Source organism: Nonomuraea rhodomycinica, assembly GCF_013363995.1.
GTDB classification, from domain to species: Bacteria; Actinomycetota; Actinomycetes; order Streptosporangiales; family Streptosporangiaceae; genus Nonomuraea; species Nonomuraea rhodomycinica.
In genome coordinates this window covers 1-21509 of the sequence record NZ_JABWGO010000004.1, presented here as the reverse complement: position 1 = coordinate 21509, position 21509 = coordinate 1, and the positions used below count along the sequence as shown (strand labels likewise).

19 protein-coding genes are annotated in these 21509 nt (G+C 73.1%); 13 read left to right on the top strand and 6 right to left on the bottom strand.

Translation table 11 applies throughout. The features are described 5' to 3' along the window. Positions 1-15: 15 nt before the first annotated feature. Complete coding sequence (locus HT134_RS18885; RefSeq protein WP_175601750.1) at positions 16-1005, bottom strand: LacI family DNA-binding transcriptional regulator; 990 nt, start codon at positions 1003-1005, stop codon at positions 16-18. Positions 1006-1186: 181 nt separating this feature from the next. Between HT134_RS18885 and HT134_RS18880 the strand changes: the two genes are divergently transcribed. Then, entirely contained in the window at positions 1187-2071 is an 885-nt protein-coding gene (locus HT134_RS18880; RefSeq protein ID WP_175601749.1) for an amidohydrolase family protein, read from the top strand. After that, positions 2068-2730 (top strand): cysteine dioxygenase, encoded by a 663-nt coding sequence (locus tag HT134_RS18875; RefSeq protein WP_312888229.1) that lies wholly within the window; start codon positions 2068-2070, stop codon positions 2728-2730. The genes HT134_RS18880 and HT134_RS18875 overlap by 4 nt, the downstream gene beginning before the upstream one ends. 30 nt (positions 2731-2760) lie before the next feature. On the opposite strand, the gene HT134_RS18870 is transcribed toward HT134_RS18875, so the two are convergent. Then, positions 2761-3444: a hypothetical protein gene (locus HT134_RS18870; RefSeq protein WP_217708082.1), complete on the bottom strand. Its 684-nt coding sequence runs from the start codon at positions 3442-3444 to the stop codon at positions 2761-2763. A 119-nt stretch (positions 3445-3563) separates the two neighbouring features. Here HT134_RS18870 and HT134_RS18865 point away from each other — a divergent pair, with 119 nt between their 5' ends. Continuing rightward, complete coding sequence (locus HT134_RS18865; protein WP_312888227.1) at positions 3564-4544, top strand: LacI family DNA-binding transcriptional regulator; 981 nt, start codon at positions 3564-3566, stop codon at positions 4542-4544. On the opposite strand, the gene HT134_RS18860 is transcribed toward HT134_RS18865, so the two are convergent. After that, a complete protein-coding gene (locus tag HT134_RS18860) occupies positions 4492-5781 on the bottom strand; it encodes an MFS transporter (RefSeq protein WP_312888226.1) in 1290 nt (429 codons plus the stop codon). The genes HT134_RS18865 and HT134_RS18860 overlap by 53 nt on opposite strands. An 85-nt stretch (positions 5782-5866) precedes the next feature. Here HT134_RS18860 and HT134_RS18855 point away from each other — a divergent pair, with 85 nt between their 5' ends. The 9 genes from HT134_RS18855 to HT134_RS18815 all read left to right on the top strand — a co-directional run bounded on the left by HT134_RS18855 (position 5867) and on the right by HT134_RS18815 (position 16098). Beyond that, positions 5867-6847, top strand: coding sequence for an ArsR/SmtB family transcription factor (locus tag HT134_RS18855; protein WP_312888225.1), 981 nt, complete (start codon positions 5867-5869; stop codon positions 6845-6847). 182 nt (positions 6848-7029) lie between these two features. Continuing rightward, complete coding sequence (locus tag HT134_RS18850; RefSeq protein ID WP_175601747.1) at positions 7030-7989, top strand: sugar-binding transcriptional regulator; 960 nt, start codon at positions 7030-7032, stop codon at positions 7987-7989. A 306-nt stretch (positions 7990-8295) separates the two neighbouring features. Next, a complete protein-coding gene (locus HT134_RS18845) occupies positions 8296-9381 on the top strand; it encodes an ABC transporter substrate-binding protein (RefSeq protein WP_175601746.1) in 1086 nt (361 codons plus the stop codon). A 45-nt stretch (positions 9382-9426) separates the two neighbouring features. After that, the gene (locus tag HT134_RS18840) at positions 9427-10248 is read left to right on the top strand and encodes an ATP-binding cassette domain-containing protein (RefSeq protein ID WP_217708081.1); all 822 of its coding nucleotides are present in this window, start codon (positions 9427-9429) and stop codon (positions 10246-10248) included. Between the two features lie 5 nt (positions 10249-10253). Further along, on the top strand, positions 10254-11480 hold the full coding sequence (locus HT134_RS18835) for a sugar ABC transporter permease (protein WP_246364738.1): 1227 nt from the start codon (positions 10254-10256) through the stop codon (positions 11478-11480). Next, on the top strand, positions 11480-12967 hold the full coding sequence (locus HT134_RS18830) for an FGGY-family carbohydrate kinase (RefSeq protein WP_175601744.1): 1488 nt from the start codon (positions 11480-11482) through the stop codon (positions 12965-12967). Before HT134_RS18835 ends, HT134_RS18830 begins: the two co-directional genes overlap by 1 nt. A gap of 49 nt (positions 12968-13016) precedes the next feature. Further along, on the top strand, positions 13017-14468 hold the full coding sequence (locus HT134_RS45730; RefSeq protein ID WP_175601743.1) for an FGGY-family carbohydrate kinase: 1452 nt from the start codon (positions 13017-13019) through the stop codon (positions 14466-14468). Continuing rightward, the gene (locus HT134_RS45725; protein WP_175601742.1) at positions 14465-15079 is read left to right on the top strand and encodes a histidine phosphatase family protein; all 615 of its coding nucleotides are present in this window, start codon (positions 14465-14467) and stop codon (positions 15077-15079) included. The genes HT134_RS45730 and HT134_RS45725 overlap by 4 nt, the downstream gene beginning before the upstream one ends. Then, positions 15076-16098, top strand: a complete 1023-nt coding sequence (locus HT134_RS18815; protein WP_175601741.1) for a 2-hydroxyacid dehydrogenase — start codon at positions 15076-15078, stop codon at positions 16096-16098. Before HT134_RS45725 ends, HT134_RS18815 begins: the two co-directional genes overlap by 4 nt. A gap of 41 nt (positions 16099-16139) precedes the next feature. Here the strand turns inward: HT134_RS18815 and HT134_RS18810 are convergent, their stop codons facing one another. From HT134_RS18810 to HT134_RS18800, 3 genes are all read right to left on the bottom strand, one after another. Beyond that, positions 16140-16997, bottom strand: coding sequence for a carbohydrate ABC transporter permease (locus HT134_RS18810; RefSeq protein ID WP_175601740.1), 858 nt, complete (start codon positions 16995-16997; stop codon positions 16140-16142). Then, entirely contained in the window at positions 16994-17875 is an 882-nt protein-coding gene (locus HT134_RS18805) for a carbohydrate ABC transporter permease (protein WP_175601739.1), read from the bottom strand. The genes HT134_RS18810 and HT134_RS18805 overlap by 4 nt, the downstream gene beginning before the upstream one ends. A 70-nt stretch (positions 17876-17945) precedes the next feature. Continuing rightward, positions 17946-19247 carry an ABC transporter substrate-binding protein gene (locus HT134_RS18800; protein ID WP_312888223.1) on the bottom strand — a complete coding sequence of 434 codons (1302 nt, stop codon included), beginning with the start codon at positions 19245-19247 and terminating at the stop codon, positions 17946-17948. 217 nt (positions 19248-19464) lie between these two features. On the opposite strand from HT134_RS18800, the gene HT134_RS18795 reads away from it, so the two are divergent. Further along, positions 19465-21330 (top strand): ABC transporter ATP-binding protein, encoded by a 1866-nt coding sequence (locus tag HT134_RS18795; RefSeq protein WP_175601738.1) that lies wholly within the window; start codon positions 19465-19467, stop codon positions 21328-21330. The last annotated feature ends 179 nt before the right edge of the window (positions 21331-21509 follow it).

Sequence of the window (21509 nt, the reverse complement as noted above, 5' to 3'; positions counted from 1 at the left end):
GCCCGGCTCCGCCGGTCAGGTCAGGTCGCGCACCGAGCCGCGCTCCTCGAGCGTCGGCTTCTGGACGACCCGGCGGCGCCGGGCGCCCCCGTCGGCGGCGGCCGACACCAGCCGGACCGCCGCCTTCACGATGCCGTCGATGTTCCAGTCGACGGTGGTCAGCCCCGGCGTGAGCAGCCCGGACATCGGGTGGTCGTCGTAGCCCATGACCGAGACGTCGCCGGGGATCGACAGGCCGAGCTCGCGCGCCGCCGCGTAGACGCCGTACGCGATCGAGTCGGAGAAGCAGAACACCGCCGTGGGGCCGCCCGGACGCAGCGCGCGGTGCGCGGCCTCGGTGGCGGCGGCCAGGCCGTGAGCGGCGGTGAACACCTCCATGTCGAGCCCGAGCCGCTCGGCCTCGGCCGTCACGTGGACGTCGGCGGGCCGGTCGGGCGTGCTGGCCCGGGTCGGGGTCAGCACCGCGATCCGCCGGTGGCCCAGCTCGCGCAGGTGCTCCAGGGCCAGGGTGACGCCGCTGCGGTTGTCGAAGACGACCTCGGCGGCCGTGCCGGCCAGCGAGTCGCCGATCGCCACGACGGGCACCGACTCGCACAGTTCGGGCCAGAACGGCGCCGCCGGGTCGAGCGGCTGCACGATCATGCCGTCGACCCGCTGGTCGCGCAGTTGCTGGGCGAGCGCGCGCTCGCGGGCCGGGTCGCCGACGGCGTCGAGGATCAGGGCGTAGCGGTCCTTCTCCCGCAGACCCCGGCTGATGCCGACGGCGAGCGACTGCTGCCAGAGGTCTTCGAGGGAGCCGCACAGCAGCCCGATCATGCCGGTGCGCCCGCTGGCCAGGGCCCGGGCGATGGGGTCGGCCTCGTAGCCGAGCTCTGCCGCCGCCGCGCGCACCCGCTCCATGGTCTCCTCCGAGACCTGCAGGCCGCGCAGCGCGTAGGAAACGGCCGCCGGCGACAGACCGGTCGCCTTGGCCACTTCCCGGATCGTCGCTCTCTTCCGGGGCATTGGATCAGCCTATTGCGTGCCGCCGACAGAAACCCGTACCGCCGGCGAACGCCCGTTGACAGCCGCGAGGTGAAGCGGTTCACTGAACCGTATCACTGAAGCGATTCACCACCTTCGTGACAGAAGACGCGATCAGTTACCTATATTATCAGTAGGAAATGCGGGGAGGAGGCGGTCGGCCATGGCCGTGGACGTGCACCAGCACCTGTGGACGCGCGGGTTCATCGAGGCGCTGCGCGCCCGCACGACCCCTCCCCGCCTGGACGGCTGGACCCTCCACCTCGACGGCGAACCCCCGTACGAGGTGAACCCGGCCGACCACGGCCCCCGCGACACCACGGGGCTCGACCTCGCGCTGGTGTCGCTGTCGAGCCCGCTCGGCATCGAGTTCCTGCCGCCCGAGGAGTCCTGGCCGCTGATCGACGCCTACCACGAGGGGGCGCTGGGCCTCGGCGAGCCGTACGGCGCGTGGGCCGCCACCTGCCACAGCGACCCCGATCCCGAACGGCTGGCGCGCGACCTCGACCGGGGGTTCGCCGGGCTGCAGATCCCCGCCACGGCGCTGCCCGACGACCGTCTCCTGAAGGTGCTGACCGACCGCGACCTGCCCCTGTTCGTCCATCCGGGCCCGGCCGCGCCGCCCCGCGCCGGCGAGGCGCCGCAGCCGGCCGAGGCGCCGTCGTGGTGGCCGGCGGTCGTGCCGTACGTGCAGCAGATGCACGCGGCCTGGCACTACTTCCACGCGGTCGTGCGCCCCCGCCACCCCGGCCTGCGCGTGTGCTTCGCGCTGCTGGCCGGCCTCGCGCCGCTGCACTCCGAACGGCTGATCGCCAGGGGCGGCGGCGGGCGCGGCCGGGTCGATCCCGGCTTCTTCGTGGAGACCTCCTCGTACGGCCCGCGCGCGATCGACGCGATCGTCCGCGAGCTCGGCGTTGACGTCGTCGTCAACGGCTCCGACGCCCCCTACGCCACCGCACCCGACCCGGGCCTCGGCGAGGCCGCCGCGCACGCCATCCGGGTCACCAACCCCCGTCGTCTGCTCGCCAGAAAGGAGACTCGTACGTGAACGAGGGCATCGAACCGACCATCCGCCCGGTCGCCACCGCACCCGGCACCCCGGACATCGACCACGGCAACGCGCGCCAGACCCAGGACGGGGGTGTCTGCGCCGACCTGCCCGAGCGCACGCTCGACCGGCGCGAGCTGCGCCAACTGGTCGACACGCTGGCCGCCCGCCCCGAGGAGTGGGAGCACGAGGTGGACTTCCCCGAGGACGGCGGGCGGCACTACGCCTCGCTCTACCGGGACGCGTACGTGGACGTGTGGCTGCTGTGCTGGCGCCCGGAGGACGACACGGGCTGGCACGACCACGACGTGTCGTCCGGCGCGGTGCACGTGGTGCGGGGCGCGCTGCTGGAGTGCAACCCGCGCATCGGCGGCGAGCACCTGGAGACGGTGGTGCCGGAGGGCCGCTCGTTCTCGTTCGGCCCGGACCACATCCACCGGCTGACCGGCGCCACGCACGGCAGCGTCTCGATCCACGCCTACTCGCCGCCGCTGTGGCGGCTCGGGCAGTACTCGATCGACGGGACCGGCGTGATGCGCCGCGTCTCGGTCAGCTACGCCGACGAGCTGCGCCCGCTCGACGACATGGCGCCGCCGGCGGACGAGGCCGTCGCCAGGGCCGGCCGGGCCGCCGCCGTCACGGACGAGGCCGTCGCCTGAGCAGCCCGAGAGCCTGAGCGCCCGCCCCGGTCAGGGGCGCGGCTTCAGCACGCAGCAGCTTCCGCAGGGCTCCACGTCCGGCAGGGTCACCCACAGGCAGCAGGTCCTGCGGAAGTACGCGTCGCCGGCGGGCTCGACCAGCCCGTCGACCGGCCGTCCGACCGCGCGCAGCAGCGCCATGTAGTCGCCGGGCACCATGAGGGTCAGCGGGTGGGCGAACGCCTCGGCGGTCGAGCCCCACAGCGTGCGCTCCCCCACCTTCGCCATCCCGCTGAGGACCCGCACCAGCGGCGCCTGCGACTCCTCCAGGGCCTCGCGGATCGCCTCCGGCCCGGAGCCCCAGCGCACCCGCGACGCGCCGATGGTCACTCCGGCCTCGGAGACCTTGAAGTACGTCTCGGCGAGGGGCATGACCGGGATCGGCCCGCCGAGCGCCCAGGCCAGCGCCATCGGCAGCGTGTGCCAGTAGCCGTAGGTCTTCCAGAACAGCGCCGCGCCGACGTGGCGGGGGGCGTTCCAGCGGGCGGCGGTCTGCTCGACGAGCTCGCCCAGCAGCGTGTACGGCGGGCGCAGCAGCTCGCTCGCGGGCGTCCACGTCGCGTCGGGCGTGACGACGAGCCCCGGCGGCACCCCGATCACGCCGCCCCGCTCGGCCGCGACGCGCTCCAGCACCCCGGTCACGTCGCGCACCTCGGTCGCCACCACGTCGCCCACACTCCCGCAGATCAATAGGTAAGCCTTACCTAAGGTAGCAGGGGCCCGCGCTCCAAGGTCAACCCGGCATCCCGGGTGACAACGTTGTCCGCCTCACCGGCATGGGACATGATCCTGGCGTGAGACCGACGATGAAGGACGTAGCCTCGGCCGCCGGGGTGGCGCTCAAGACCGTGTCCCGGGTGGTGAACGGCGAGCCCGGCGTCCACCCGGCCACGGCCGAGCGGGTGCGCGAGGCCATCGACCGGCTCGGCTACAGCCGCAACGAGAGCGCCCGGGTGCTGCGCGCGGGCCGCACGTCCACCGTCGGCCTGGTCATCGAGGACCTCGCGGACCCCTTCTACTCGGTGCTCGGCCGGGCCGTCGAGGACGTCGTCATCGGGGAGGGCTGCCTGCTGCTGAGCGCCTCGTCGAGCGAGGACCCGGCGCGGGAGCGGGAGCTGGTGCGCACGTTCTGCGCGCGCCGGGTGGACGGGCTCATCATGGTCCCGGCCGGGCACGACCACTCGTACCTGCGCCAGGAGCTGGAGGCGGGCACGCCCGCGGTGTTCGCGGACCGGCCGCCGGGGCCGGGGCTCGACGTGGACACCGTGCTCTGCGACAACGCGGGCGGCGCCGTGCTGGCGACCCGGCACCTGCTCGCGCACGGGCACCGCCGGATCGCCTTCCTCGGCGACGACCCGTCGATCTTCACGGCGGCGCGGCGGCTGCACGGCTACCGCTCCGCGATGGGCCACCTGTACGACGAGCGGCTGGTCGCGATGCGGACGCCCACGCCCGGCTCGGTCCGCGCCGACCTGGAGCGCATGCTGTCCCTGGACCGGCCGCCGACGGCGCTGTTCACGGGCAACGGCCGGCTCACGGTGACGGCGCTGCGGGCGCTGGAGGGGCGGCCGATGGCGCTGACCGGGTTCGACGACTTCGAGCTGGCCGACCTGCTGACGCCGGGGGTGACGGTGGTGGCGCAGGACCCGGCGGGGATGGGCCGGATCGCGGCGGAGCTGCTGTTCCGCCGCCTGTCGGGCGAGGACGCCCCGCCGCGCCACGTCACGCTCCCGGTCCGGCTCGTCCCCCGCGGCTCGGGCGAGCTGCCTCCGTGACCTCCCCGTCCCCCGCTCCCGCGGCGGTCTCCGCGGGCTCGTGCCCGGCCCGGAAGACCGGGATGAGCGCCAGGGCCGCCGTGACCCCGGCCGCGCCCGCCGCGGCGATCGCCACCTGGGGCCCGGCCGTCTCGCCGAGCGCCCCCACCAGGGCCGCGCCCACCGCCTGGCCGGTCATCAGCCCCGCCGACAGCAGCCCGTACGCCTGCCCGCGCACCTCCTCCGGCACGGCCTCCAGGAACCGGCGCTGCAACCCGAGCTGGTAGGCCAGCCCGGCGGTGGCGACCGCGGCGAGCGCCGCCGCCCAGCCCGTGCCCGGCCCGGCCAGGAAGCCCAGCCACGGCAGCCCGAGCAGCACGGCCAGCGGCAGCGACAGCCGCTCCCTCAGCCCGGGCCCCGCGAACCGGCCGACCATGAACTCCCCGGCCGCCATGCCGACGGCCGCCGCCGCCAGCACCGCGCCGGCCCGCCCCTGCCCGCCGAGGTAGGGCACGACCATCGCCTCGGCCCCGGCCAGGCACGCCGGCGGCACCCAGCTCGCCAGCAGCAGGCCGCGCACCCGCCGGTCCCGCACCAGCAGCCCGTTCACGCGCACGGTGGAGCGCACCGTCCCACCGCGCGCGCCCTGGTCGGCGGCCGTCACGCTCCTCGGGGGCCGCCGCGGCAGACCCGCCCGCAGCACGACCGCGGCCATCGCCGCCAGCGCCGCCGTGACCGCGAGCGCCCCCTCCGGGCCCGTGGCGGCGAGGAACGCTCCCCCGAGCGCGAGCCCCGCGATCTGCGCCCCCGCCGAGGTCACCCCCATGAGCGAGCGGGCCAGCACGAACGCGTCGCCGGGCAGCACCTCGGGCAGCATGGCGTTGCGCGCCGCTCCGAACACCGGCGAGAACAGCCCCGTCACCAGCACCAGCGCGAGCATCGCCCACACCGGCAGCCCGCCGTACGCGAGCGCCAGGCAGACCGCCACCCGCACCAGCTCGCCGGCCACCATGAGCCCCCGGGCGGGCAGCCGGTCGGCCAGCGCCAGCAGGAACAGCCCGCCGAGGATGTAGGGCAGCCACCCCACCATGTACGCGGCGGCCGACAGCCCCGGCGACCCGGTCCGCGCGTACACCAGCACCGACAGCGCCAGCATCTTGACCGAGTCGCCCGCGATCATCAGCGCGAAGCTCCCGAACAGGACCCGGAACTCGCGGACCGCGAACACCTCCTGGAACGTCGCCCCACGCCCGCTCACAGCGTCCCCTTCCACGGCACATCAGGACTCCCGATGGTGTCGGCCGCGGACGTCGGGTGGCGAAGCTTTCGGATATAACCGAAAGGTGTTCACGATCGAGGTCACGCCCCAGGACGTGGCCGCCAGCCGGTTCGCCATCTCGCCGCTGATCGAGACCATGCACGCCCAGTGGGTCCTGGCCGGCCGGGTGGCGGCCGGGCCGCACCGGCGCTGGGTGGAGCGGTGGCGCGGGCCGTACCTGGAGCTCGAACGCGCCTGGCCCGCGCTGCGCGCCACGGCCGCGATCACCGGCAACCGGGGCGACAACGTGGACTTCGTCGCCCCGCCGCCCGCCGGGATGAGCGTGCCGTTCGAGACCGAGCTCGCCGCGATGCGCACCACGCCGGTCGCGCAGGCCCACGCGGAGATCACCGCAGTGCTGGCCGGCCGGCCGCCGGTGCCCGCGTGGGTGCGGGAGCTGCTGCTCGGCCCGGACGTGGTGCGGGTGCTGGCGGACGCGTTCGGGACGCTGTGGCGGGAGATCGTCTCCCACGCCTGGCCGCGCTTCCACGCGGCGCTGGAACGGGACGTGATCCAGCGGGCCGGGCGGCTGGCCACGTACGGCTGGGCCGCCGCGCTCGGCGACCTCAGCTCGCAGGTGCGCTGGCGCGAGGGGCGCATCGAGATCGCGATGAGGAGCGGCGCCGACGAGCGCCACCGGCTGGGCGGGCGCGGGCTGCTCTTCCTGCCGTCGGTGTTCACCGGCAACGTGGGCGCCTACCTGGAGGAGGCGTGGCCGTACGCGCTGATCTACCCGGCGCGGGGCGTGGCGGTGGAGCCTCCGCCGGCCGACGCGGGGCTCGCGGCGCTGATCGGGCGCACCCGCGCGCGCATCCTGGCCGAGCTGGCCGTGCCCGCGACGACCACGCACCTCGCGGCCCTGCTGGAGCAGAGCGTCGGGACCACGGGCGGGCATCTCGCGGCCCTGCGCGGCACGGGTCTGGTGACCGGGACGCGCTCCGGACGCTCCGTCCTCTACACGCGCACGCCGCTGGGGGACGCGCTGGTCGCGGGGTCGCTCTCCTGAGGAGGCCTTCGTCGTCTTCCTGAGGCCGTCCTCAGGGTTCGCCGGTGCCGGTCACGCCGGGGTCCGGGGCTCGCTAGCCTTTTCTCGGAGTGTGCGGAGGTATAGTCGGTGCGCATCCGTTCTGCACACGTGTTCACGCACCTGATCTCGCAGATGATCTCGCACCCAGGGAGAACGCGCGCATGAATGCCGCCGACGTCGCACCGGAGGCCCAGACCAGGTTCCCTCAGGAGCTGATGTACGCGGCCGCCTCCCAGTACTACCTGGAGGACGCGACCCAGGCCGACATCGCCAAGCGGCTGGGCGTCAGCAGGGCGACCGTGAGCCGCCTGCTCACCGAGGCGCGCCGCCACGGCATCGTCGAGATCCGCGTCCACCGCCCCGCGACCCTGGAGGAGGGCCCGCTCGCCGCCGAGGTGGCCGAGGCCCTGCGGCTCCAGCGCGTCTACCTGGTGCCCAAGGTCAGCGGCCCGGCGCTGGGCCCGTGGCTGGCCCCCGGGCTGGCCAGGGCGCTGGCGGGCGTCGGGCTGACGTCCGGCGACACCGTGCTCGTCTCCTCCGGCAGCACGGTGTACGAGTGCGCGCGCGAGAGCCTGGGCCACTTCCCCGGCGTGACGATCGCGCCGGCCGTGGGCGGGCAGGAGGACCCGCAGCCCTGGTTCCAGACCAACGAGACCACCCGGCTGCTGGCCGAGCGGGTCGGCGGCGTGCCCAGCTACCTCTACGCGCCCGCGCTGCCGGGCCCTGAGCTGTTCGCCTCGCTCCAGCACGAGCCGTCGGTCCGGCGGGTCATGGACCTGTGGGCGCACGCCAAGTGCGCGATCGTCGGCGTCGGCTCGCCGCCGCTGATGCGGCAGGTCACGCCCGCCTTCGTGCCCCGCTACGCCGACAGCCTGCGCCAGGCCGTGGGCGACGTCTGCTCCCGCTTCTACGACCGCGACGGCGAGACGGTGGGCTTCCCGGGCAGCGAGCGGCTGGTCGCCACCGGCCTGGACGAGCTGCGCCGCATCCCGTTCTCGATCGCGGTCGCGGCCGGCCCGGAGAAGGTCGTCTCGATCGTCGCCGGCGCCAAGGGCGGCTACTTCAACCAGCTCGTCACCGACGCCCTCACCGCCGAGAGCCTGCTCACCGCCACCCGCTGACCCGACGGTCCCGACGACCCTCTCGCGCCTTCCCGCGCGCCTCTCACGCGCCCTGTCACGCCCGCGCCAAGGCACGCCCCCGCGCCTTGCCATGCGCGCGCCTCGCCATGCCCTCAGCCGACGTTCCTAGGTGAACCCCAGGTCAAACGCATGGAAATACCGTGAACACTTTTGCTGGACAAATATTCCGAGGTCGCGCTAGCGTGAAACGCACCACAGCACGGCGCCGACCGTGAGCGATCCGTGCGTGCCCGGGATCCCGACCCGACCGGCTCCGCGAGGACCTAGCAAGTGAGGAAGCGACCCGTGAACAGAGCCAAGATCCGGACCTCCGCGCTCGCCGCGGCGGCAATCGCCGCGAGCGTCTCCCTGACCGCCTGCGGCTCGGGCTCCACCAACGGCGGCACCGGCTCAGGTGGCGGCGGAGTGGAGAACGCCAAGGTGGCCTTCCTCATGCCGGACCTGGCCTCCACCCGGTACGAGCTGGCCGACAAGCCGCTGTTCGAGGCCAAGATGAAGCAGCTCTGCCCGAGCTGCACGGTCATCTACCAGAACGCCGACTCCGACGCCGCCAAGCAGCAGCAGCAGGCCAACTCCGCCCTCGCGCAGGGCGTCAAGGCCCTCGTGATCGACCCCGTCGACTCCGCCGCCGCGGCCACGATCGTCAAGACGGCGCAGTCCCAGAAGGTGCCGGTCATCGCCTACGACCGGCCCATCCCGGCCACCCCCGCCGACTACTACGTCTCGTTCGACAACGAGAAGATCGGCGCGATGATCGCCCAGTCGCTGGTCGACCACCTCAAGCAGGAGAACGCCAAGGGCGGCCTGCTGGAGGTCAACGGCTCCCCCACCGACGCCGCGGCCGGCCTGATCAAGAAGGGCATCCACAGCGCGATCGACCCGAGCGGCTTCAAGCTGCTCGCCGAGTACGACACCCCCGACTGGCAGCCCGAGAAGGCGCAGACCTGGGTCAGCGGCCAGATCACCCGCTTCGGCGACCAGATCGCGGGCGTGGTGGCCGCCAACGACGGCACCGGCGGCGGCGCGATCGCCGCGTTCAAGGCCGCGGGCGTGAAGGTGCCGCCGGTCACCGGCAACGACGCCGAGGCGGCCGCCGCCCAGCGGATCATCGCCGGCGACCAGTTCAACACCATCTCCAAGCCCATCAAGATCGTGGCCGAGGCGTCGGCGAACGTCGCCTACCAGTTCATGAAGGGCGAGAAGCCGGCCGGCAAGACGACCCTCTACAACACCCCGTCCGAGCTGTTCGTGCCCACGGTCGTCACCCGGCAGAACATCAACGAGGTGCTGTTCCAGAGCGGGATCATGAAGGCGTCGGACGTGTGCACAGGTGCGTACGCCAAGGGCTGCGCCGAGCTGGGCATCAAGTAGCCCGCATCGAGCGGCTCGGCATCGAGTAGACCGACAGGAGACCCCTTGTCCTCCATCCGGCAAGCAGACAGCCAGCAGGCGGACGCCCCGCGCGCCGAGAGCGTCCTGTCGCTGCGCGGGATCCGTAAGACCTTCGGCGCCGTCGCGGCGCTGACGGACGTGGATCTCGACGTGGCCGCCGGCCAGGTCGTGGCCGTGGTCGGCGACAACGGCGCCGGCAAGTCCACCCTGGTCAAGATCCTGTCGGGGGTCCACCCGCCGGACTCGGGCACGATCACGTTCGAGTCGCGCGAGGTGCACATCCCGACGCCGGCGGCGGCGCACAAGCTGGGCATCGCCACCGTCTTCCAGGACCTCGCCCTGTGCGAGAACCTCAACGTGATCCAGAACCTGTTCCTCGGCCAGGAGGTGCGCCCCCTCCGGCTCAACGACGTCGCGATGGAGACCCGCTCGTGGGAGCTGCTGCGGCAGCTCTCCGCGAAGATCCCCAGCGTGCGGGTGCCGGTGGCGTCGCTGTCCGGCGGCCAGCGGCAGACGGTCGCCATCGCGCGGTCGCTGCTCGGCGACCCGAAGGTCATCATCCTCGACGAGCCCACGGCCGCCCTGGGCGTCGCCCAGACGGCCGAGGTGCTCAACCTCGTCGAGCGGCTCCGCGAGAACGGCCTCGGCGTCATCATGATCAGCCACAACATGGCCGACGTGAAGGCCGTGGCCGACACCGTGGCCGTGCTCCGGCTCGGCCGCAACAACGGTGTCTTCGACGTCGCGGACGTCTCCACCGAGGACATCATCGCCGCCATCACCGGCGCCACCGACAACGTGGTGTCGCAGCGGCAGGCGCGCAGCAAGGAAGGGCTCTCGTCGTGAACAGCATGCTCACCACCGATCGCCAGGACGAGCGGCTGCAGAGCCGCGAGGGGCTGCGCGGCGCGATCACCGACGTGGTGGAGCGCGCCCGCGGCGGCGACCTGGGCGTGATCCCCGTCGTGGTCGGCCTGATCGTGATCTGGACCGTCCTGCAGATCCTCAACCCGGTGTTCCTGTCCAGCGCCAACCTGGTCAACCTCACGCTGGAGTCGGCCGCGGTCGGCGTCATCGCGCTCGGCATCGTCTGCGTCCTGCTCGTCGGCGAGATCGACCTGTCGGTCGGCTCCGTCAGCGGCCTGTCGGCGGCGGTGCTGGCGGTCCTGTTCGTCGGGCAGGACCTGCCGGTGTGGCTGGCCATCGCCGCCTCCGTGGTCATGGGCGCGGTGATCGGCTGGGTGTACGCGCAGCTCTACAACCGCTTCGGGGTGCCGAGCTTCGTCATCACCCTGGCCGGCCTGCTCGCCTTCCTCGGCCTCCAGCTCTACGTGCTGGGCACCAAGGGGTCGATCAACCTGCCGTTCGACTCCGGCCTGGTGGCCTTCGCCCAGCTCGACTTCGTGCCCGCGTGGCTGTCGTACACGTTCGCCGTGCTCGCGGCGGGCGGGCTGTTCCTCACCGGCTACGTGCACGCCCGCGAGCGCCGGCGCGCCGGGCTGTCGGCCAAGGGCGTGCCCGTGCTCGCGCTGCGCAGCGCGGCGCTGCTCGTCGTGCTGCTGTTCGTAGTCTGGTACCTCGGCCAGACGCGCGGCGTGGGCTGGATGTTCGTCTTCTTCGTCGCCCTCGTCCTGATCATGCACTACTTCCTGTCCCGGACGAAGTGGGGCCGGTCGGTCTACGCCGTCGGCGGCAACGTCGAGGCGGCCCGGCGGGCCGGCATCAACGTCAAGGCCGTCTACACCTCGGTGTTCGTGCTCTGCTCGACGTTCGCCGCGGTGGGCGGCATCCTGGCCGCCGCCCGGCTGGCCGCGGCCAACCAGAGCAGCGGCGCCGGCGACGTCAACCTCAACGCCATCGCCGCCGCCGTCATCGGCGGGACGAGCCTGTTCGGCGGGCGCGGCACCGCGTTCGGGGCGCTGCTCGGCATCATCGTCATCCAGTCCATCTCCAGCGGCCTGACCCTGCTCAACCTCGACTCCTCGATCAGGTTCGTGGTGACGGGCGTGGTGCTGCTGCTGGCCGTGGTGGTCGACTCGGTGGCGCGCAAGTCGCGCACCTCTCACGGAAGGGCCTGATGGCCGTCATCTGCGTCGACGCCGGCACCACGGTGATCAAGGCGGTCGGCTACGACGAGGAGGGCGCCGAGGTCGCGGTGGCCCGGCGCGAGACCCGCGTGTCCCGGCCCCTGCCGGGACACGCCGAGCAGGACATGGACGACGTCTGGGACGCGGTCGCGCACACCGTGCGCGAGGTCGCGTCCCAGGTGGACGGGCCGGTCGGCTTCGTCGCCCTCACCGCGCAGGGCGACGGCGCCTGGCTCGTCGGCCGCGACGGCCGCCCGACCGGCCCGGCGATCCTGTGGAACGACGCCCGCGCCGCCGCCGTGGTGGACCGCTGGAACCGCTCCGGCCTGGCCGAACGCGCCTTCCGCGGCAACGGCTCGGCGGCGGCCTCCGGGCTGCCGCACGCCATCCTGACCTGGCTGAACGAGCACGACCCGGACCGGATCACCGGCTCGGCCGCGCTCCTGACCTGCGGCGGGTGGATCTTCTCCCGGATGACCGGCGAGCTCGCGGCCGACGAGTCGGACGCCTCCGCCCCGTTCCTCGACCTGCGGGCGCGCTCCTACTCCCCCGAGCTGCTGCGGCTGTTCGACCTGGAGTGGGCGCGGCGGCTGCTGCCGGAGCTGCGCGACGACGAGCACCGCGTCGCGGACCTGACCGCCGAGGCGGCCGGCGCGCTCGGGCTGCCTGCCGGCACCCCGGTCGTGCTGGCCCCGTACGACATCGTCTCCACCGCGATCGGCGCGGGGGCCGTGGGGGCCGGGCAGGCGTGCAGCATCCTCGGCACCACGCTGTGCACCGAGACGGTCGTGGCCGAGCCCGAGCTGGACGGCCCGGCCGTGGGCATCACCATCGCCGTCCCGGGCGGCTACCTGCGCGCCTTCCCCACCTTCGCCGGGACCGAGGTGCTGCACTGGGCGTGCCGCATGCTGGGCCTGGCGGGCCCCGCCGAGCTGGGCGAGCTGGCCGCCGGCGCGCCGCCGGGCGCGTCCGGGCTGGCGTTCCTGCCGTACTTCTCGCCGGCCGGGGAGCGGGCGCCGTTCTCCGACCCGCTGGCCCGGGGCGCGTTCCTGGGCATGTCGTTCGAGCACGGCCGCGAGCACGTGGCGCGGGCCGTGCTGGAGGGCCTGACGCTGGTCGTCCAGGACTGCCTGGCCGCCTCCGGCGCGCCGGCCCGCGAGCTGCGGGTGTGCGGCGGCGGCGCGGCCAGCGACCTGTGGGTGCGGATGATCGCCGACGTCACCGGCGTGCCCGTGCTCCGCTCGGCCGACTCCGAGGTGGGCGCCCGGGGCGCGTTCCTCGTCGGCCTGGCCGCCACCGGCGCCGCCTCGGACATCGAGGCCGCCGCCGACCGGCACGTACGGCTGCGCGACACCGTGCGCCCCGAACCGGGCGCGTACCGCACCGCGTACAAGGACTTCCTCGCCCTGCGCGAGACCACCGCGGGATCGTGGCCGCTGCTGGCCGAGATGCGCGCCCGCACGGGGAGCGGCGCATGACGGTGGCGCACCCCACGACGGACATGACGGGCATGACGGGGAGCACGGCATGAGCGTGTGGATCGGCGTCGACCTCGGAACGCAGAGCGTGCGGGCGATGGCCGTGGCCGCCGACGGGCAGGTGCTCGGCGCGGCGAGCCGGTCGCTGACCAGCCGCCGCGACGGGCCCCGGCACGAGCAGGACCCCGAGCAGTGGTGGGAGGAGCTGGCCGCGGCCACCCGCGAGGCGCTGGACGGCGTCGCGCCCGAACGGGTCAGGGGCGTGGCCGTGGACGCCACCTCCGGCACGATCCTGCTCGCCGACCGGGCGGGCCGCCCGCTGACGCCCGGCCTCATGTACGACGACCGCCGCGCCGCCGGCGAGGTGGACCGGGTCAACGCGGCGGGCGCCCACGTGTGGGAGAAGCTCGGCTACCGGCGCATGCAGGCCACCTGGGCGCTGCCCAAGCTGCTGTGGCTGCTGCGCGACGCCCCGGAGGGCGCCCGGCTTTCCCACCAGAACGACTTCGTCAACCGTCGCCTGGCCGGCCGCGAGGTCGCCACCGACCTGAGCAACGCGCTGAAGACCGGCGTGGACCTCGTCGAGGAGCGCTGGCCGTACGACGTGCTCGACGCGCTCGGCGTGCCCGCCGCGATGCTGTCCCCGGTCGTGCGGCCGGGCACCGTGATCGGCCAGGTGTGCGCCCAGGCGGCCGAGGAGACCGGCATCCCGGAGGGCACCCCGATCGTCGCCGGCACCACCGACGGATGCGCCGCCCAGCTCGGCGCGGGTGCCCTGCGGCCGGGGAGCTGGAACTCCGTGATGGGCACGACGCTCGTCCTCAAGGGCGTCACCCCCGAGCTGGTCCACGACCCGCTCGGCGTCGTCTACTCCCATCGGGCGCCCGACGGCTCCTGGCTGCCCGGCGGCGCGTCCAGCACCGGCGCCGGGGTGCTGGCGCGCGACCTGCCGGGCCGCGACCTCGACGCGCTCGCGGCGGAGGCCGCCCGCCGCTTCGGCCCCGGCGGCCGGGAACCGGCCGCGACCATCTACCCGCTGGTCTCGCGCGGCGAGCGGTTCCCGTTCGCCGCGCCGGAGGCGGAGAGCTTCACGCTCGGCGAGGTGGCCGACGACGTCGACCGCTACGCCGCGATCCTGCGCGGCGCCGCGTACGTCGAGCGGCTCTGCTTCGACTACCTCGACCTGCTCGGCGCCCCCGTCGACGGCGAGATCATCCTGACCGGCGGCGCCACCAGGAGCGCCTACTGGAACCGGCTGCGCGCGGGCGTCCTCGGCCGTCCCGTGACCCTGCGGGAGAACGCCGAGCCCGCGCTCGGCATGGCGGCCCTGGCGGCCGGCCCCGGCGCCACGGACGGGATGGTCCGCACCCGCGAGATCGTCCACCCGGACGGCGGCGACGACCTGCGCGAGCACTACCTGCGCTTCGTCGGCGAACTGGAGACCCGCGGCTGGCTGCCCGCCACGGCCGCCGCCCACGCCCGCAAGAGGAGCACCCATTGACTCGGCTCGTTCTGGTGCGTCACGGCGAGACCGTCTGGCACGCCGAGAACCGCTACGCCGGACTCAGCGACGTCGCGCTGACCGCGCGCGGCCGCGAGCAGGCCGGCGAGCTGGCCTCCTGGGCCGCCACCGCCGGGCTGACCGGCGTCTGGGCCTCGCCGCTCAGCCGGGCCGTGATCACCGCCACGCCGAGCGCCGAGGCCGCCGGCGTGGAGCTGCGCGTGGACGAGCGGCTGCGCGAGATCGACTTCGGCCAGGGGGACGGCCTGACCTCGGCCGAGATGCACGAGCGCTTCCCCGAGGCGCGCGCCGCGTTCGAGGCCGACCCCGCCGCGCACCCGCTGCCCGGCGGCGAGGACCCGGCCGCCGTGGCCGACAGGTTCGTGGCCGCGCTGGAGGACGTGCGCGCCGCCCAGCCGGACGGCCGGGTGCTGGTGGTGGCCCACACGACCGCCATCAGGCTCGCCCTGTGCCGGCTGATCGGGGTGCCGCTCGGCTCCTACCGCCGGCTGTTCCCCAGCCTGGGCAACTGCGCCGTCACCGAGCTGCGCCTGCGGGACGGGCAGGTCGCCATGCTGCAGTTCAACTCTCCGATTGGAGCCGACCGTTGACCATCCGAGTCCTCGCCGCGGGCGACCACTTCGTGAAGAACAGCCTGCTCATCGACGCGCTCCAGCGCGAGGTGCCCGGCGATCTGGACATCCGCGAGCTGACGCTGCCGTGGCCGGTCGTCCCGTTCGGCCCGGTGGGCGAGGTGAAAGAGGCCTCCGACGTGGAGGACGAGCTGATCGAGGCGCTGCGCGACGTGGAGGTGTGCGTCACGCAGATGGCGCCGCTGACCCGGCGCGTGCTCGACGCCAGCCCCGCCCTGCGGCTGTTCTGCGTCAGCCGGGGCGGCCCCGTCAACGCCAACCTGGAGGCCGCCACCGAGGCGGGCGTGGCCGTCACGTTCGCGCCCGGCCGCAACGCCGTGGCCACGGCCGAGCACACGCTGGCGCTGCTGCTCGCCGCCACCCGCCGGGTCCCGCAGACGCACGCCGACCTGGCCGGGGGTGTGTGGCGGGGCGACTACTACCGCTACGACATGGTCGGGCCGGAGCTGGAGGGCAGCACGGTCGGCCTGGTCGGCTACGGCGCGATCGGGCGGCGCGTGAGCCGCATGCTGGAAGGGTTCGGCGCCGAGGTGCTGGTGTACGACCCGTACGTGGACGACGTGCCCGGCAAGGTGGAGCTGGCGGAGCTGCTGTCGCGCTCGCGTTTCGTGTCGCTGCACGCGCGGGCCACGCCCGAGACCACCGGAATGATCGGCGCGGCGCAGATCGCGCTGATGCCCGCCGGGTCGGTGCTGGTCAACTGCGCGCGGGGGGCGCTGCTCGACTACGACGCCCTGTGCGACGCGCTGGAGTCCGGTCACCTGTTCGGCGCCGCCCTGGACGTCTTCCCCGAGGAGCCGATCCCGGCCGGGTCGCGCCTGCTGACCACGCCCAACCTGGTGATGACCCCGCACCTGGCGGGCGCCAGCAAGGAGACGGCGATGAAGGCGGCCCGGATCGTGGCGGCCGACGTCGCGCGTTACGTGCGCGGCGAGGCCCTGGCCCACTGCGCGAACCCGTCGTTCGCCACGTCCTGACGGCCCGGTGTCCCCGCTCCTTCTCCGGAGCGGGGACACGGTCAGCCCTTGAGCGCCCCCGCCATGAGGCCGCGCATGAAGAAGCGGCCCAGCAGCACGTAGATGAGCATGGTGGGGATGGACGACAGGATCGCCGCGGCCATCTGCTGGCTGTACGGCGTGGCCTGCGCGCCGGCGATGTTGTTCAGCATCACCGTGGCCGGCCAGCTCTGCGGCCCCGTGAGGAACACCGCGAACAGGAAGTCGTTCCACAGCGACGTGAACTGCCAGATGACCACCACGGCGATGGCCGGCGCGGAGACCGGCAGCACCACGGACCAGTACGTCCGCAGCATGCCGGCGCCGTCCACCCGGGAGGCCTCGATCAGCTCGTCGGGGATCGTGACGTAGTAGTTGCGGAAGATCAGCGTGCAGATCGGGATGCCGTACACCACGTGCGCGAGCACGAGGCCGGGGATGCCGCCGTAGAAGACGCCCTGCAGCCCGGTCAGCTCGTTGAGGCCGACGAGGAGCTGCACCAGCGGGATCATCACGCCCTGGTACGGGATGAACATGCCGAACAGGAACAGCGTGAACAGCACGTCCGCGCCCGGGAAGCGCCACTTCGACAGCACGTAGCCGTTCATCGACCCGAGGGCGCACGACAGCAGCGACCCGGGGACGGCCAGCAGCACGCTGTTCCACAGGCCGGGCGCCAGCTTCTCCCAGGCGACCCGCCACGCCTCGGTGGTCCAGGTGCCCGGCAGGTTCCACGCCTGGCCGGGGTCGGCCTCGGTGAGCGGCTTGAAGCTGGTGACCAGCAGGACGTACACGGGGATCAGGAAGACCACCACGAACGCGACCAGGATCACCAGCCGCGCCCCGGTCGACACCCGCCCCCGCGCGGCGACCGCCGTCATGACCGCCTCTCCTTGCGCACGGACCAGACCAGGTACGGGATGACGAAGATCGCGACGCTCAGCACGATGTACGAGGCGATGGTGGCGCCCTTGGCCGGGTCGTGGGAGTCGAAGACCGCCACCCACATGAACACCGCCGGCACGTCCGTGATGATCTGCTTGCCGGAGACCGCCACGATCAGGTCGAACACCTTCAGCGAGATGTGCCCGAGGATGATCAGCGCCGAGAGCGTCACCGGGCGCAGCAGCGGCAGCACCACGTGCCGGTAGACGCCCCACTCGCCGCAGCCGTCCACCCGCGCCGCCTCGCGCAGCTCCTCCGGGACGCCCCGGAAGCCCGCCAGGAACAACGCCATGACATATCCCGACATTTGCCAGATTGCCGGTAATGCCATCGCGGCCATGCCCCAGTCGGGATCCCGGAACCACTGCCACTGCGGCAGCCCGATCGCGTCGAACAGCCGGTTCAGCCCGACCGCCCGCTCCCCCATGCCCGAGTTCATCAGCCACCGCCACACGATGCCGGTGGCGACGAACGAGATGGCCATCGGGAACAGGTAGATCGCCCGGAACGTGCCCTCCCCACGGATGCCCTTCTCCATGAGGAAGGCGAGGAACCAGCCGAGCACCAGCGCGCCCAGCACGAACACGACCGTGAACATGATCGCGTGATTGACCGACAGGTGCCATCTGGGCAGGTCCCAGATGCCGGCGAAGTTGTCCAGCCCGACGAACTTCCCCTCGGACACCTCGTCGTGCTTGTCCGTCATGGCCAGCCGGAAGTTCCAGCCCAGCATCCCGTACACGAACACGCCGATCGCCACGATCGACGGCGCGACCAGGAGCAGGCCCGGCAGCCAGGTGCGTGCCCGCCTCACGGCGAATCCCTCCAGAACGTCATCCGGGAGGCGCGGCGGGCGCCGCAGGGGCGCCCGCCGGGCCCGCGGCTCACTGGGCGTTCGCCTTGGCGGCGTCGGCCAGCGCCTTCTGCAGCGCGGCCACGTCCTTGCTGCCGATGAACAGCCCGACCGCCTCGGTGATCGCGGCCAGCCACGGCTGGTTCACGGACACGCCGTGCTGGATGGAGCCGGCCAGCTTGTCGCTCGACCAGTCCTTCAGGGCGTCGGCCAGGTAGTCGGTGTAGAGCGACTGGTCGGCGTCCTTGCGCGCCGGGATGGAGCCCTTCTTCGGGTTGAAGGCGTCCTGGCCCTCCTTGCTGGCCGCGACCTTGAGCCAGGCGACGGCGCCGTCACGGTTCTTGGCGCCCTTGGGCAGGGTGAAGCTGTCGGACAGCCACAGGTAGGTGCCCTCGGTGCCGGGCGAGGGCGCCCAGTCGAAGTCGGTCTTCGAGGTCTTGCCCAGGCCGCCCTCCGGCGGGTTGTGGAAGTAGCCGTACGCCCAGTCGCCCATGATGTTGAACGCGGCCTCGCCGTCGGCGACCTGCTTGGCCGCGGGCTGCCAGTCGTCCTGCGGGTCGCCCGCGTACGACAGGATCGTCTTGAACGTCTCCAGGGCCTTGGTGACCTGCGGGGAGCTCCAGTCGGCGCCCGGCTTGAACAGCGCGTTGTAGGCGTCCGTGCCGAGCGAGCCGAGCAGGACGCTCTCCAGCAGGTGGGTCACCGTCCACTCGGAGCCGATCGACAGCGGGATCTTGCCCTTGGCCTTGACCTTGCCCAGGTCGGCGACGAACTCCTCCAGCGTCTTGGGCGCGCCCGCGATGCCGGCCTCCTTCAGCACCGACGGGTTGAACCACAGGACGTTCGAGCGGTGGATGTTCACCGGCACCGAGTAGACCTTGCCCTGGACGCTGATCTGGTCGACCAGCTGCGCCGGGAACACGTCGCGCAGCTTCAGCTCGTCGTAGAGGAAGTTGAGGTCCTCCAGGTCACCGGCCTTGATGTAGCCCTGCAGCTCGGCGCCCGCGTGACCCTGGAAGGTGTCGGGCGGGGTGTCCGCCTGGAGCTTCGACTGCAGCAGCGCCTTGGCCTTGTCGCCCGAGCCGCCCGCGACCGCCGCGTCGAAGAACGTGTACGACGGGTTCTTCTGCTCGAAGATCTGCCGCATCGCCTTGAGCCCGTCGGCCTCTCCCGGCCCCGTCCACCAGGAGAAGACCTCGACCTGTTTCTTGGCGTCACCCCCTCCCGAGGAGGGCTGCGCCCCCTGGCCCCCGCCGCTGCCGCCGCAGGCCGCGAGGGTGAGCACGCTCGCCAAAGTGATCGCGACGGTGGTTGTCCACCTACGCCGCATCATGCACCGTCCCTTCGAGAAACCCCCGAGAACGCGTGTCGACGACGCCGCCTGATTGACAACGTTGTCAGAAGGCATCAACCCACTTCGGCCTCCGAGCCGTCAAGGCGTGCGCGGTAACAGCTCCGCATACCCGTCCGGACCATGAGGAACACGACGCGATTCACCGGCCTGGCCTCCCAGAGGGGAAAGTGCCGGCTCCCGCGGGAACACTCACTACATGCCGGACGAGCCCCTGGAACTCGGCGAGGTCTCCACCGCCGACTGGTACGCCCACTCCGACACCATGAACCAGGTGGGCTTTCTCACGATCGCCCGCCGGTTACCCTCGCTCGTCCGCCAGGCCCTGGCCATGGCGTGGCGGGCCAGCCGGCGCGACACGGCGATCACGATGGTCCTGCAGATCCTCGGCGGCGTCTTCACCGCGTTCGGGCTGCTGGCCACGACCGGGGTCCTGACAGCGCTGTTCGAGCAGGGCCCCACCCCCGAGCGGTTGCGGGCGGCGCTGCCCAGCCTCGCGCTCGTCGGCGCGGCGGCGGCCCTGCGCACGGCCGTGCAGGCCGGGGCCGGCTGGGCGCAGGCACGCCTGGGCCCGCAGATCAGCCGCGAGTCCGAGCAGCGCCTCTACGGGCTGACCAGCAGCGTCGAGCTCGTGGCCTACGACGACCCCGACTTCCACGACTCGCTCCAGCGGGCCTCGTCGCGCGGCGTCGACATGGCCGACAGCGTGGTGTGGTCGGCCATCGACGTCGTGACCGCCGCCGTCGGCATCGTCGCCGTGGCCGGCGTGCTCGGCGTGCTCCACCCGGTGCTGCTGCCGCTCCTGCTGCTGGCCGTGCTGCCCGACGCGTGGGCGGCCGTGCGTGGCGCCCGCATGCGCTACTCGACGATGAACTCCCTCATCCCGGTCCGCCGGCGCAAGTGGATCATCGCCGACCTGCTCGCCGACCGCTCCCCGGCGGCCGAGGTCCGCTCGTTCACCATGCGCGGCTTCCTGCTGCGCATGTACGACGCGGTGGCCCGGGCCGAGCAGGAGGTGCTGCTCCGGCTGGCCCGGCGGGAGGCCCTGGCCAGGGTCGGCGGCGAGGCGCTGGGCGGGCTCGGCAGCGGCCTGGTCTACGTCGCGCTCGGCGTCCTGCTGGCCCTCGGGGCGATCCCGCTGGCCGTCGCCGGCACCGCCGTGCTCGCCATCCGGACCGGGCAGAGCGCCCTGACCCAGCTCCTGTACGCCACCAACCGGCTCTACGAGAACGGCCTGTACTTCACCGACTTCCTGGAGTTCTGCGCCGACGCCGAGCGCCGCCTGACCGGCCCGCGCCCGGCCGCGCCGCCCGAACGCTTCGAGCGGATCAGCGTGCGCGACGTCGCCTTCACCTACCCGGGCACCGGCACGCCCGCGCTCAACGGGGTGTCCCTGGAGATCAAGCGGGGCGAGGTCATCGCGTTCGTCGGCGAGAACGGCTCCGGCAAGACCACCCTGTCCAAGATCCTCGCCGGCCTCTACGAGCCCGACTCGGGCGCCGTCCTCTGGGACGACGTCGACCTGCGCCACGTCAGCCCCGGGGCGGTCAGGGAACGCGTCACCGTCATCGCCCAGGACCACACGCGCTGGCCCCTCACGGCCCGCTACAACATCACGATGGGCACCGACCGGGGCGAGCCCGCCCTGCACGCCGCCGCCTCGGTCGCCGGGGCCGCCGAGGTGATCGACGAGCTGCCCCACGGCTACCGCACCCTGCTCGACCGGCGCTTCAAGGACGGCCAGGAGCTGTCGGGCGGGCAGTGGCAGCGCATCGCCGTGGCCCGCGGCTTCCACCGCGACGCCGAGCTGCTCATCTGCGACGAGCCGACGGCGGCGCTCGACGCCCGGGCCGAGCACGCCCTCTTCGAGCGCATCCGCGACCACTCCGGGGGGCGCACGGTGCTGCTGATCACGCACCGGCTGGCATCCGTCCGCTACGCCGACCGCATCTACGTCCTCGACCACGGCGTCATCGTCGAGTCGGGGGATCACGCGAGTCTGATGGCGCTGAACGGCCTGTACGCGGATCTGTATCTGCTGCAGGCCGCGGCCTATCAGATGTGAGTTCTCCCGCCGTGACGACACGCCTTCCTGGCCGGGGACCGTGACAACGGTCCCCGGCCACCTGGCGCGGGTCACAGGCTGCGGGCGGTGATGTCGCCGTGGGAGGTGGTGGCGTGGATGTCGAGCTCGGGGGCGCCGTCGTTCTTGAGGGCGTTGCTGATGCGGCCGTGGGTGGTGGC

Excerpts from the sequence above, each read along its gene's own strand:
- HT134_RS18885 (WP_175601750.1), bottom strand. The coding sequence starts at position 1,005 with ATGCCCCGGAAGAGAGCGACGATCCGGGAAGTGGCCAAGGCGACCGGT.
- HT134_RS18880 (WP_175601749.1), top strand. The coding sequence starts at position 1,187 with ATGGCCGTGGACGTGCACCAGCACCTGTGGACGCGCGGGTTCATCGAG.
- HT134_RS18850 (WP_175601747.1), top strand. The coding sequence starts at position 7,030 with ATGAATGCCGCCGACGTCGCACCGGAGGCCCAGACCAGGTTCCCTCAG.
- HT134_RS18835 (WP_246364738.1), top strand. The coding sequence starts at position 10,254 with ATGCTCACCACCGATCGCCAGGACGAGCGGCTGCAGAGCCGCGAGGGG.
- HT134_RS18830 (WP_175601744.1), top strand. The coding sequence starts at position 11,480 with ATGGCCGTCATCTGCGTCGACGCCGGCACCACGGTGATCAAGGCGGTC.
- HT134_RS45730 (WP_175601743.1), top strand. The coding sequence starts at position 13,017 with ATGAGCGTGTGGATCGGCGTCGACCTCGGAACGCAGAGCGTGCGGGCG.
- HT134_RS18810 (WP_175601740.1), bottom strand. The coding sequence starts at position 16,997 with ATGACGGCGGTCGCCGCGCGGGGGCGGGTGTCGACCGGGGCGCGGCTG.
- HT134_RS18800 (WP_312888223.1), bottom strand. The coding sequence starts at position 19,247 with ATGATGCGGCGTAGGTGGACAACCACCGTCGCGATCACTTTGGCGAGC.
- HT134_RS18795 (WP_175601738.1), top strand. The coding sequence starts at position 19,465 with ATGCCGGACGAGCCCCTGGAACTCGGCGAGGTCTCCACCGCCGACTGG.